Source organism: Streptomyces sp. NPDC127119 (genome assembly GCF_042677425.1).
Classification (GTDB): domain Bacteria; phylum Actinomycetota; class Actinomycetes; order Streptomycetales; family Streptomycetaceae; genus Streptomyces.
On sequence record NZ_JBHXTO010000201.1, the window covers coordinates 1 to 12,007 of the forward strand.

The following is a 12,007-nucleotide window of genomic DNA, read 5'->3' on the forward strand; positions in this document are numbered from 1 at the left end:
TACACCCTCGTCGCCGCTGGCCGCGTGGCCCCCCCCGCTCCCGAGCTCGCGGCCGCCCCACGGCTGTGCCATGGCTGTCCGGGTCCGGTTCCCGGAGAAGACGGGCCGGCACCTCGGATTCCAGGGTGAACGTCCGGTTCTCACAAGGACGTTGACCAGGCACTCGTCATATGACGGAACGAGTGGTTTGAGCTCCCCGTCCGTGTGAATGCCCTGGTTCCGCGACGGTCGTGCGCCAAGCATGATCTTGATGAGTACACACGACACGAACACTCCGGATTCGACCACCGCAGCCCCGGCCACCTCGGACGTGACCACTTCGGGCCTGCCCGACGCGAACAGCGGGCCGCCGACACGGCGTTCGGTGGTCACGGTGACCGGTGCCACGGTCCTTGCCGCCGGGCTCACCGCGGCCACGGCCGCTCCGGCCACCGCGCTGAGCCCCGCTCTCGCACCCTCGACGGCACCGGCCGCCGTGCCGCCCGGCATCGATCCGGCGGCGTACACCACGGTCGCCCGCGCCATCGTGGTCTTCGACAAGAACGACAAGTCTTTGATCCCGTCCTATCTGAAGGCCATCGAGAGCGGGCTGCCGTCCAGCGGGGCCAAGGCCTCGAAACGGGTCCTGATCGTGGGGGCCGGTCCCGCCGGTCTGCTCGCCGCCGATCTGCTCAACCGCGTGGGCCACGACGTGGTCGTCATCGAGGCCAACGACAACCGCGTCGGCGGCCGGATCAAGACCTTCCGCAAGGGCGGCCACGAGAACGGGGAACAGCCCTTCGCCGACCCCGCCCAGTACGCGGAGGCCGGGGCGATGCGGCTGCCCGAGAGCCACCCGCTCCTCATGGCGCTGATCAAGAAGTTCGACCTGCCGCGCCAGGAGTTCCTGCTGGTGGACGTGGAGGTCGACAACCCGGCCAAGCGGGCCAACCGCACCTGGATGCACATCAACGGCGTCCATATGCGCAAGGCCGAGTACGAGGAGGACCCGGCGAAGATCAACGACACCTTCGGCGTCACGGGCCCCAACCGTACGAGGACCGCCGCCGCCATCCTCGCGGACGCCCTCGAACCGGCACACCTGCTCATCCGCGGCAAGGAGGGACCGGCTCTCGTCGAGGGCTGGGTCAAGGTCCTCAAGCGGTACGGCCACTGGTCCATGTACCGCTACCTCACCGAGGTCGCCGGGCTCGACACCAGGACCATCGACCTCGTCGGCACCGTCCAGAACCTGACCTCAAGGCTCCATCTCTCCTTCCTGCACAGCTTCCTGGGCAGCGCCCTGATCGACCCCAAGACCAAGTTCTGGGAGCTGAAGGGCGGCACCGCGAAGCTCGTCGACGCGCTGTACGCGCCGGTGAAGGGCAAGGTGCGGCTCGACAGGCGTGCCGTACGCATCGAGCGCGGCGGCGGCAAGGTCCGGGTGCACACCGTGTCCGAGGACTGCCAGACCGGCAAGGGGGGCGCCACGGAGGTGTTCGAGGGCGACGAGGTGATCGTCACGGTGCCGTTCTCCGGGCTGCGCCATGTGGCCTTCGACCCGCCGCTGACGTACGGCAAACGCCGGGCCGTCACCGAGCTGCACTACGACGCCGCGACCAAGGTGCTGCTGGAGTTCTCCCAGCGCTGGTGGGAGTTCACCGAGCAGCAGTGGGAGGAGGCACTGAACTCCATCGAGGACGGCCTGTACACCAGGTACAGGAACGGCCAGGTCAGGGACGGCAGACACCTCGGCGCGCACCGGACCGTACGGGACCTGGGGGTGACCGTCCCCGGTGAACTCAAGGAGTGTTTCGGCGCCTTCCGGCCCGCCGTGCTCGACGACCCCGAGGCCGCCCATGTCCGGGGCGGCGGCTCGGTGAGCGACAACGCCAACCGGTTCATGTTCTTCGAGCACGCCCATCCGATGGAGGGCAGTGACGGAGGGATCGTCCTCGCCTCCTACAGCTGGTCCGACGACGCCCTGAAGTGGGACGCGTACGCCGACGAGGAGCGGTATCTGCGGGCGCTCGCCGGGGTGCAGGCGGTCTTCGGGCGGCGCTGCGAGGTGTTCTTCACGACCAAGTGCAAGACTCAGTCGTGGATGCGCGACCACTACGCCTACGGCGAGGCCTCGGTGCTCTTTCCGGGCCAGCACACGGAGTTGTTCCCGGACATCCCCACATCGGAAGGGCCCATCCACTTCGCGGGGTGCCACACGTCCGTCAAGCCCGCCTGGATCGAGGGCGCCCTGGAGTCCGCCGTCAGGACAGCGCTGAAGGTGCATACGGGCTGACGGTGTTCGTCCGGTCGACAGGGCTGACAGGACTGACAGGGCCGATGTGTCGGGGTGTCCTCCCGGCCGGTCGGCCCTGTCGCCGGCTCACGGTGTCAGCTGCGCCTGGACAGCGGGTGCGTACCGCTGAACGACATCGTCGAGCGGTGCCGTGCGCAGTTCGCCGCCCCGCGCGATGCCGTACATCACGCCGAGGCCGAGCAGCATGCCGACGGCGAGTTCGGCGCGCAGTCCGGCGTCGGGGCCGTCGAGGCGCAGGACGAGCCGGTCGCTCACCTGGGTGCGGAAGTTGGCGCGGAGCGTGTCTCCCTGGGTGCCGTGGAGGGGGGCGAAGACGATCCTCAGCAGGGGGTCGGCGCCGCGTTCGCTCTGGCTGACGAGGACGTGGCGGACCATGTGGCGCCCGAGGCCGGCCAGCGGTGCGTCCAGCAGGAGGGCCGCGTCCTCCTCGAAGGACATCACCCGTGCGAAGAGCGTCTCCTTGTTGCCGAAGTACTTCATGATCAGCGGGGGGCTGACACCGGCCCGTTCGGCCACGGCCTTGAGCGTGATGTCCGCGTGGGCGTGGCGCGCGAGGAGATGGCGGGCCGCGCGCAGGATGGCCGCCTTGGTGGCCTCGGCGTCACGGCGGCTCGGACCGCCGCCGTCCGTCGCCGCCGCGGTCCCGGCCACCCCGGCACCCTTCGGCTCCCCGACGGACACCGCGGCGGACTCCTCGACGGACTTCACGGTGGACCTCTCGAAGGATTTCGAGGACTTCGCGGACCTCATGACTCCCCTGCCCCCTCCAGCAGCTTTCCCGCCGCCTGTCCGTCGCGCCGCCGGCGCGACGACCGGCCGGGCTTCTCCCGCCCGGCGCCCCCCGGTATCGCGAGGGCCATCGCGCATCCTGCCAGCGCGACCGCCCCGGCCATCGCGAAGGCCAGCAGATAACCCCGCAGGCTGGGCAGCAGCAAGCCGCCGACCGGGCTGATGTGGTGCACCAGTATGGCGGCCACGGCGGCACTGCACACGGCCTGGCCGATGGTCCGCATCAGCACGTTGACGCCGCTCGCCGAGCCGGTCTGCGCGGCGGGCACCGCGGCCAGGATCAGCGTGGGCAGCGCCGAGTAGGCGAGAGCCGTGCCCGCCGACACGATGGCTCCGCCCAGGATGATCACCCACAGGTCGCGGCTGTCCAGGATGCGTATGCCGTACCCGCACGCGATGACGACGGCCCCCAGGGCGAGCGTCACCCGGGGACCGCGCGACATCGAGATCCGGGCGGAGACCGGTGACAGGAACAGCATGAGCACGCCGTTGGGCAGCAGGCACAGTCCGGCGCCGACGATCGACAGGCCGACTCCGTACCCGGTCTCCGTGGGCGCCTGGACGAGCTGGGCCGTGACCAGGGAGTTGGCGTAGAAGGAGAATCCGACCAGCAGGGCGGTCAGGTGCGGCATCGCCACCCGGGGCCGGGCGGCCAGCCTGAGGTCGACCAGCGGCCGTTCGGCGCGCAGTTGCTGCCACCACCACAGGGCCAGGGTGACCACGAAGCCGGTGAACAGCGCGATCACCGGCAGGCTGCCCCAGCCCCATTCGCCGCCCTGCGAGACCGCCAGCAGCAGACAGACGAGAACCGTGGCCAGGCCGAGCGCCCCGAGTGTGTCGAACCGGCCCGGGTGGCGTACGGCCGACTCGTCCACCGCCCACCAGCCGAGTGCCACGCCCGCCGCGCCCAGCGCGGCCGACACCCAGAACATGGTGTGCCAGTCCGCGTACTGCACGATGAGCGCCGCGAGCGGCAGGCCGAGCGCCGCGCCGATACCGACCGTGGAACTCATGAGGGCGACGGCGGAGACGGTCCGCTCGGGCGGCAGTACGTCACGCAGGATGCTGATCGACAGGGGCACGACGGCCGCGGCGGCCCCCTGGAGCGCCCGCGCCGCGATGAGCACCCTGATGTCCGAGGTCAGCGCGCACAGCACCGACCCGGCGGTCATCAGCGAGAGGGCGAGGAGCAGGACGCGCTTCTTGCCGTACATGTCTCCGGCGCGGCCGAGCACCGGCGTCAGCACCGCGCCCGCGAGGAGCGTCGCGGTGACGGTCCACGACACGACGGCGGCGGTCGATCCGGTCAGCCGCGGCAGGTCGGGGAGCAGCGGTACGACGGCGGTCTGCATCACCGCCATCAGGATGCCGCCGTACGCGAGGACCGGGACCGTCAGACGCGTGCGCAGCTTCTCCAGGGTGGCGGAGCCCCCGGCGCGGGAGGGCTCCCTGGGTATCGGCTCCTGCATGGCACTTCCCCGGGCACGAGACATGGCAAGGTGAACAGCCATTCAACATAGCGGATGAATGGCTGTTCACCAACCCGTTCGGACAGCCGGTGAATGTCCATTCACCGGCTACTCAAGATCCCGGGCCCTAAGAAAGGCCCCGAAGAAAGGGACCGAAGAAATGCGTCTCGTCACGAGGCTTTCGGGCCGGGGGCCGCCGTGCGCGCGGCGTCCAGGTCCTGGATGGTCCCGCCGACCTTCGTGCGCAGTGTTTCCAGCATCTTCGGCTTCGCGCTGATGGCCCACTGCGGGCCGACGAGGTACTTGCCTCCGTACATGGAGGCACTGTCGAGCCAGGTCAGCTTGTACTTCTCGGCGGGGAAGGTGGTGATGAGGTAATCGCCGTCGGCAGTGTCGCAGACGCCTTCGCGCAGTTCGTCCGCGTCGGTCCGGATCTTGACCTTGCAGCCGGTCAGGTCAGCGATCACCTCGACCTTGGCCGGGGCCACCACGCCGGCAGAGGGGGCGGACATCGCGGAGGTCTCCGCCGACTTGTCGTCCGCGCTCTTGTCCGTGCCCCCGCCGCAGGCCGTGGCCAGCGGCAGCAGGGCCAGGCCGCCGACCAGGGCGACGCCGCGCACCGCGCGGGCGACGAGGGGGCGGCCGGTACGTCCTGGCTGTGGCTGCTGTCGCTCCTGTGGCACGTGCCTCTCCGTATCCGCTCCGGTCCCGCGCGAGCGGGCAGGTGTTCCAGAGGGATACGGAGAAGGAGTGCCGGCCGTTCACCGGCCTGGCTCAGCTGTCGGCTCGCTCAGCTGAACGGGTCGAGCGTGATGTACGCCGTCTGCGGGTTGCCGTCGTTGACCAGCGACTCGTGGGCGCCGACGTCGTCGAACGCGAAGCCGTAGGCCTTGCCGTCGGCCATCTGCTCGTGGATCTTCTTGGCGTAGTGGTTGGTCACCGCGTCCTGGTAGAAGCCGGCCGAACCGCTGTCGGGCTGGTTGGAGTTGGTGAGGAGCGTGGAGCGGTTGTAGCCCGCGCACAGGGTGCGGGAGATCGGGCCGCGGACGAGGTCGTTGGGCGCGTCCAGCAGCTTGTAGCAGCCGAAGACGCTGTCCGAGTCCGGCTTCTGGAACGAGGTGACGACCGCGCCGGCGCTGTTGGTGAAGTTCATGACGTTGCCGGAGACCCTGCCGTAGTACTTGGTGCCGGCCTGGTCGGCGAACGGTGTCACCGTCAGCGTGGAGCTCGCGTACTTGGTCCACACCCGGTTGATGTAGTCGTTCATGACGGTGCTCGGCAGGGCGCCGGCCTCGATGCCGTGCCCGGGTGCGAGCGCGCGCAGGACGGTGCCGTCGGAGCGGGTCCTGATGAGGTTGGCCCAGCCGCCGGACTGGCTCCGCAGGGAGTTGAAGAAGGCGTTGTAGCCGCCGGCCTTGAGGTGTCCGGTGGTCTTGACGGTGCCGGCGGCCGTCTTGACGCCGACCGCGTACGGGGCCGAGAACATGTCGACCTGCGTGCTGTTGATCCACAGCCCGCCGTCGTTCAGGGTGTACTCGGTCCAGTTGAAGAGGATGTTCGCGTTCGGGTCGGACGGGTTCTGCACCGCGGGCTGCACGAGACCGCCGGTGGTCAGTTTGAAGACCAGCTTCTGGCCGTACGAGAAGTAGACCCGGCCGGAGAACTTCGGCATGCGGATCGTCTTGGTCTGGCCGTTGGCCGGTCCGGCGATCGAGGCGTCGGGTGCGGGGGTCGGCGGGTTGCCGCCCGCGGGCCAGGCGTGGAAGGTGCCGTTCGCGTCGGCCCACCCCTGCTGGCCGGTCGAGAGCAGGGTGCCGATGACGTAGACGTAGACCTGGTCGCCGCGCCCGGAGCTGTTCTTGAGTTCGAGCGGGATGGTCGTGGGCACGGCGGCCTCGGCGTGGGACACGGGTCCCACGGTCGTGAGTCCCGTGGCGACAGCCGCCGCGGCGACCAGGGGCACCAGCAGTTTTCGCATGGCTAGCACGCTCGTCCTCCTAACAGGTGGAAGCGGACCGTTCGGATCCTCATGAGAGCGCTCTCAGAGTGCTCCCATGAGGCGAACACGTCAAGGTCTAGACCAACATCGACTGGTGCTGGTGCGCCGACCCCGGCGGAACGGGTCCGATGCGTGTGCAGATGCGTGCGGTGCGGATGCGGATACGTCAGCCGCGGGCCATCGCGATGGACCCCGCGAGCCGCTCCCCCGCCTCGTAGATCATGTACGGGACGCCACCGTCGGTACCGAACGACGGGGCGGCGGCACGGCCGTTCTCCGGCGCCGCGCTGCGGGAGTTGTAGAAGATCCCGAGGTGCGTGCGCTTGCTGAAGTCATTGCCGACCTCGGTGATCATCATGTCGCCGCCGCTCGCCTTGTCCTTGTTGTAGACGACGTACGTGCTGTTGTTGCGGTACAGCAGGTGGGGACCGCCGACGTTGACGGCTCCGACGTCCGCGTGCCGGACGAGCGGCTGCTGGTCGAAGGTCCAGTTGCGTCCGTCGGCCGACCAGCCCCAGTGGATGTCACGGTGGTTGGAGGTGTTGTTCAGCATGAAGACCATCACGAAGTGGGCCCCGCGCGAAGGGAGTTCGTGCGGGAAGACCCGGGCGTACGACGTCTCGGTCGTGCCGCTGGGCAACATCGATGTGGACAGGACGACCTTGTCGTAGGTGAAGTTGATGCCGTCCTTGGAGCGGGCCAGGCGGGTCGTCGTGTTCTCCCCGTGGAAGTACATCCACATTTCCTTGGAGGCCTCGATCCACATCACGTGCGCGGACGCGACATGACTGACCTTGTAGTGCGGCTGCCAGTTGTTGGAGACGATCGGGTTGTTCGGGTACTCCGTGAACGGGCCTTCGAGGGAGTCGCCGTACGCCAGGCAGATGCCGCCGGGCGCGTCGTGCGGCCCGTAGTACAGGTAGTACCTGCCCAGCGGGTTGGCGAGCCGGCCGGCCGTGCCCCGGATGCACGGGAAGATGATCTCGCCCGTGGGGTTGTACTTCAGCTGGGACGGGGTGAGCAGGGTGCGGACGTACTTGTAGTCGGGGAATCCGCCGGGTGCGGCGGCCACGGCCGGGGCGGCGGCCCCCTCCGCGGTGAGGGCCGACGCGGCCGGGGCGGTGAGCCCGCCCACGGTCAGGGCGGCGCCGGTGGCGGCACCGGCACGCAGGAACAGACGACGGGCGGGACGCGGCTCATTCATGGTCGACTCCAGGAAGAGAAGCGGAAGTGGTCGGAGATGGGTCAGAGATAGGTGGCGGCGGTGACGCACAGCCCGCCGAGCGCGACGGCCCACACGTACGGCAGGGTGCGCACCATGACCTGCTGCGGGGTGACGCCCGCGTACTGGGCGGCCCACACGGTCTGGGTGCTGGTGGGGTCGGCGACGCCGAAGACCTGGTTGTACGAGGTGGCCATGCCGAGGACGACCGCGGCCGGGTAGATCCCGGTGGAGATGAGGACACCGGCGATACCGGCGCCCAGCCCGAACACGTTCAGCGGCCCCCGGTACAGGCACAGCGGCACGAGCAGCGTGAAGACACCCACGAACAGCACGGCGTTCTGCGGGCTGACCGCCTTCACCAGCGGTTCGAGCGCTTCGACCGCGCCGGGCAGTTTCACCGCGGCCAGCAGGATGCCGATGGCGATGAACAGGGCGATCGGCGGGGCGGCGACCTCGAATCCGCCGTAGAGGGTGCGCAGCAGGCGCTTGTTCATCTCGCGGGGGCGGGTGGTGGTGACCAGCGCGTACAGGACGCCGGCCAACAGCGAGGGGATGATGGCGAGTTCGAAGCCCAGGGCGAGGATCAGCGGCACGGCCGGGGTGAGCAGCGCGTACCAGGGGGCGTCGCCGAGCCGCTGCCGACGGCTGGGTGAACGGGGCTTTTCCTGCACGGACTTGAGGGACCAGGTGTGTTCGACGCCCCGCCGCCGCGACTCGACGAACACGTACAGGACGGCGGCCACCAGGGCGAACGGGAACAGCTTCACCATGAAGCCGCGCACGGTCGGGACGGGCAGTTCCAGGGCGGTGGAGAAGAACTGCCACAGCGGCAGTTCGAAGGGGATGCCGACGGCGATGCCCATGAGGATGGTCCCGGCGGCGGTCACCTTCGGGATACCGACCGCGATCATCGCGGGGATGCCGATGAGGCCCGCGAGCATCGCGGCGGGCGCGGAGCCGGTGACGGTGCCGACGAGCGCGGAGACCGCCAGGACACCGAGTGCCACGACGACCGGGCGATCCCCGCCGAACTCTACGATCTTCCGTACGAGGGTGGCGGCGACCCCCGTCTCCTCCAGGAGCTTGCCGAGCCACGAGCCCAGCACGATCGCGATCATGGTGGCGGCCAGCGCGGGCGCGCCCTCCTGGAGCACGGTGTCGATGACGCTGTTCTCGCCGGTCAGCGGTGCGCCGGCGACGAAGGCGATGACGACGGCGAGGAGGACGAGCGCGAACGCCGTGGGCAGTTTGCGGGTCAGCATGGCGGCGACACCCGCGGCCATGACGAGCAGGATGACGACACCCATGGCTCAGTTCTCTCTTCTTGGCGCGCCGACCGCGGCGGCCAGCGCGGCGGTCAGCAGGAGGGGGCTGCGGCCGAGTCCGCAGACGGTACGGGCGTAGGCGTGGGCGGCGATCTCCTCGGCCCCCGCGACATGGGCGAGGATCCGGAGGCGGCCGAGCCGCAGCGCGGTGTGCCCGATCGCCTCCTTGAGCGCGGCCCGCGTGTCCTTGTGGTGGAAGTGCTCGTGCGCGCTCTCGTGCGCGAGGGCCGCGGCCCGCACGGAGCCCTCGGGGTACCAGGAGCGCCAGCCGAGATCGTCGATCAGCCGCTCGGCGCGGTCGACGGTGTCGGTGTAGATCTCGACGGTGGCGGGACGCGAGGTGTAGCGGGCCAGCAGCAGTTCTTCGAGCCCGTCGTCGCGCTCCACGATCCGGGCGCGGCACGGCCCGGGTTCGAGGGCCGCGCCGAACGCGTCGGCGGCCTCGGCCCACCGGCGCAGGAGGGCGGGGTCGCGGCCCTCGTGGGTGGGGGTGCCGGCGAGCAGGCGTACCGCGAGATCGAGGTCGTCGGTGGCCTGGTGGGCGGCCGGGTCCGCGGTGGTCGCGAGGGCGCGGTTCATGACCGCACCTCCACCACGGCGACCACGGGCTCGTCGGCGGCCCGGTCCCGCATCTCGCTGCGGGCCAGGGCGAGCAGCGGCTGCGGGTCGAGGACCCCGGAGAGGTCGGCGATCCGTGAGCCGAGCAGCAGCCGCAGCGCGGGCGCCCTGACACCGCCGTCGCCGTACGACGTCGCCTCGCGGACGAGGTTGCTCAGCAGTTCGGGGGCGGCCCCGACGGTGGTGGCGGCCACCTGCGCGTCGGAGGCGTGCAGCCGTACGACACCGTCGGCGTCCACCACACGTACGGGATGACGGGGAGCCCGCAGCCGGCGGCGCACCTCGGTGCCGTAGACCGTGTGGGCGGGGGTGCCGGCGAGGACGCTGACCCGGTCCGGGTCGGTCTTGAGGCTGGCGGCCGCCGCGGCGAGGCGTTCGCCGTCGTCGGCACTGTGCGAGCGGTCCTGGGTACGCAGTTCGGTGGCGCCGGTGGCGATGGCGCGGACGGTGCTGGTCTGCGGGTCGACGGTCACTTCGACCTCGACCCCGTCGGCGGCGGCGCCCTGGGCGACGACGGCCTGCTCGGCCTCGGCGCGTACGGCGAGGATCTGTTCCTGGGTGGCGCCGGGGATGATCCGTTCGATCTGTTCGCGCACCAGGGCCAGGGCCACTCCGATCGGGCTGATGACCTCGTTGTGCCGGGCGATCCTGCCCTCCATGCCGGTGAGCGCCGCGAGATGCGGGGTGACGGTGGCGGCTCCTCCCCCGCCGCCGACGAGGACCGCGGTGTCGGTGTCGAGCCGGTAGTCGCGGACGATCTTGTCCACCACCGATTTCACCTGCTCGGCGCCGGCGTCGAGGATGCGGGTGGCGGCCGTCGGCACGTCCACGCCCAGGGCGGCGGCGAGCGGGGCGATCGCGGCCTTCGCCACCTCCTGGTCGCAGCGCGCGAAGTCCCCTTCCGGGACGCGGCCGAGCGCGTTGGCGGCGCAGGTCATGGTGATGGCGTACCGGCCGCCCGCCGCGTCCAGGACGGCGTGGTCGGCCGGGTCGTCGGGCATCGGACGCACGGTGGCCAGGGTGGCGTCGCGCAGTTCGTCCGGGTCGGCGAAGCAGGCGTAGGGCAGCCCCGCGATATGGGCGCTGCGCGGTCCGACGGCCGTGACGCGGGCCTGGCCGCCGTGGTTCAGGTCGACGCGGACCATCGAGCCGCCGCCGACACCGACCGTGCGGACGTCGAGGGCGTTGAGGTATGAGCTCTTGCCGAGCATCGTGGCGTGCCGGACGGCGACCTTGCCCCGGCGTACGACGCTGATGTCGGTGGAGGTGCCGCCCGTTTCGAGGAAGACGCCCTCGCTGATCCGCTCCTGCATCAGCGCGCCGGCGACTCCGGCCGCCGGTCCCGACAGCACGGTCAGCAGGGGGCGCCGGCGCATCTCGTCGAGCGCCATGACTCCGCCGTCGCAGCGCATGACCATGAGCGGCGCGGTGATGCCCGCCTTGGTGATGGACGCGTCGACGAGGTCGGCGGTGGCGAGCATGCGCGGCAGGATGGCCGCGTTGACGACGGCGGTCCGGGTGCGCTTGTGCAGCCCGTACAGCGAGGTGATCTCGTGCGCGGCCGTCATCGGGAGACCGGCGGCGCGGGCGGTCTCCAGTACGGCCCGCTCGCCTTCGGGCCGGTCGACGGCGAACGGCTCGGTGGCGACGAGGACCTGGGCCCCCGCAGCGGTGACCTGTTCGACCGCGGCGCGTACGGCGCCGGTGTCGTCGGGGTCGGCCACGTGGGCGTAGGCGAGCGGAAGCCGTTTGCCGGGGGCGAGTTCGAGTCGGCCGAGGGCGGCGAGGCGGCGGGTGAGGACGGCGCCGGGTCCGGTGCCGATGCCGATCAGTCCGACGGTGGCGACGTCGCCCTCCAGCAGGGCGTTGGTCGCCTGGGTGGTGCCGTGGGCCAGGAACGCGACGTCGGCGGGATCGCGGCCGATCTGCCTCAGCAGCCGGTCCAGCGCCTCGACGATGCCGTGGGCGACACCGTCCTCGTGATGGTGACTGGTGGGGACCTTGACCTGTCCGAGCAGGCTCAGTGTCGTGGCGTCCACGGCCACGGCGTCGGTGAAGGTTCCGCCGACGTCGATGCCGACGCGGATTCTGTGGGTGGTCATGTCTGGGCACCTCCTTGTGCTCTGTCAGTCATGCGCGACACCGGGTGGGGCCGGACGCGGGCGCCTAGGTCCTGTCGTCAAATTCCCGGCGTCCGCCCGGAGGGCGGGCCGGGCGGCGTCTGGTGCGTGCTCTCGGTGTGCCGGGCGGAAGCCCTCGTACTGGACGTACTTGGGCTTTCGCCCG

The 12,007-nt window shown here is 70.5% G+C and carries 9 protein-coding genes; 1 reads left to right on the top strand and 8 read right to left on the bottom strand.

Features of this window, described 5'->3' with window-relative positions; all coding sequences use genetic code 11:
* Nucleotides 1-250: 250 nt before the first annotated feature.
* Entirely contained in the window at nucleotides 251-2,275 is a 2,025-nt protein-coding gene (locus ACFVH5_RS41240) for an FAD-dependent oxidoreductase (protein ID WP_385838815.1), read from the top strand.
* Between the two features lie 87 nt (nucleotides 2,276-2,362).
* On the opposite strand, the gene ACFVH5_RS41245 is transcribed toward ACFVH5_RS41240, so the two are convergent.
* From ACFVH5_RS41245 to ACFVH5_RS41280, 8 genes are all read right to left on the bottom strand, one after another.
* Nucleotides 2,363-3,046: a TetR family transcriptional regulator gene (locus ACFVH5_RS41245; RefSeq protein WP_385838816.1), complete on the bottom strand. Its 684-nt coding sequence runs from the start codon at nucleotides 3,044-3,046 to the stop codon at nucleotides 2,363-2,365.
* Complete coding sequence (locus tag ACFVH5_RS41250) at nucleotides 3,043-4,554, bottom strand: MFS transporter (RefSeq protein WP_385838817.1); 1,512 nt, start codon at nucleotides 4,552-4,554, stop codon at nucleotides 3,043-3,045. The genes ACFVH5_RS41245 and ACFVH5_RS41250 overlap by 4 nt, the downstream gene beginning before the upstream one ends.
* A 170-nt stretch (nucleotides 4,555-4,724) precedes the next feature.
* The gene (locus tag ACFVH5_RS41255) at nucleotides 4,725-5,237 is read right to left on the bottom strand and encodes a hypothetical protein (RefSeq protein WP_385838818.1); all 513 of its coding nucleotides are present in this window, start codon (nucleotides 5,235-5,237) and stop codon (nucleotides 4,725-4,727) included.
* A 107-nt stretch (nucleotides 5,238-5,344) separates the two neighbouring features.
* A complete protein-coding gene (locus ACFVH5_RS41260) occupies nucleotides 5,345-6,532 on the bottom strand; it encodes a glycoside hydrolase family 64 protein (RefSeq protein WP_385838819.1) in 1,188 nt (395 codons plus the stop codon).
* A gap of 187 nt (nucleotides 6,533-6,719) precedes the next feature.
* The gene (locus ACFVH5_RS41265) at nucleotides 6,720-7,757 is read right to left on the bottom strand and encodes a hypothetical protein (RefSeq protein WP_385838820.1); all 1,038 of its coding nucleotides are present in this window, start codon (nucleotides 7,755-7,757) and stop codon (nucleotides 6,720-6,722) included.
* Between the two features lie 41 nt (nucleotides 7,758-7,798).
* Entirely contained in the window at nucleotides 7,799-9,085 is a 1,287-nt protein-coding gene (locus ACFVH5_RS41270; protein WP_385838822.1) for a TRAP transporter large permease subunit, read from the bottom strand.
* 3 nt (nucleotides 9,086-9,088) lie between these two features.
* Complete coding sequence (locus tag ACFVH5_RS41275) at nucleotides 9,089-9,682, bottom strand: hypothetical protein (protein ID WP_385838823.1); 594 nt, start codon at nucleotides 9,680-9,682, stop codon at nucleotides 9,089-9,091.
* Entirely contained in the window at nucleotides 9,679-11,823 is a 2,145-nt protein-coding gene (locus ACFVH5_RS41280; protein ID WP_385838824.1) for a hydantoinase/oxoprolinase family protein, read from the bottom strand. The genes ACFVH5_RS41275 and ACFVH5_RS41280 overlap by 4 nt, the downstream gene beginning before the upstream one ends.
* Nucleotides 11,824-12,007 lie beyond the last annotated feature (184 nt).

What these genes read in the sequence shown, in the direction of transcription:
- ACFVH5_RS41250 (WP_385838817.1), bottom strand. Translation starts at nt 4,554, where the DNA reads ATGCAGGAGCCGATACCCAGGGAGCCCTCCCGCGCCGGGGGCTCCGCC.
- ACFVH5_RS41245 (WP_385838816.1), bottom strand. Translation starts at nt 3,046, where the DNA reads ATGAGGTCCGCGAAGTCCTCGAAATCCTTCGAGAGGTCCACCGTGAAG.
- ACFVH5_RS41275 (WP_385838823.1), bottom strand. Translation starts at nt 9,682, where the DNA reads ATGAACCGCGCCCTCGCGACCACCGCGGACCCGGCCGCCCACCAGGCC.
- ACFVH5_RS41240 (WP_385838815.1), top strand. Translation starts at nt 251, where the DNA reads ATGAGTACACACGACACGAACACTCCGGATTCGACCACCGCAGCCCCG.
- ACFVH5_RS41270 (WP_385838822.1), bottom strand. Translation starts at nt 9,085, where the DNA reads ATGGGTGTCGTCATCCTGCTCGTCATGGCCGCGGGTGTCGCCGCCATG.
- ACFVH5_RS41280 (WP_385838824.1), bottom strand. Translation starts at nt 11,823, where the DNA reads ATGACCACCCACAGAATCCGCGTCGGCATCGACGTCGGCGGAACCTTC.
- ACFVH5_RS41260 (WP_385838819.1), bottom strand. Translation starts at nt 6,532, where the DNA reads ATGCGAAAACTGCTGGTGCCCCTGGTCGCCGCGGCGGCTGTCGCCACG.
- ACFVH5_RS41265 (WP_385838820.1), bottom strand. Translation starts at nt 7,757, where the DNA reads ATGAATGAGCCGCGTCCCGCCCGTCGTCTGTTCCTGCGTGCCGGTGCC.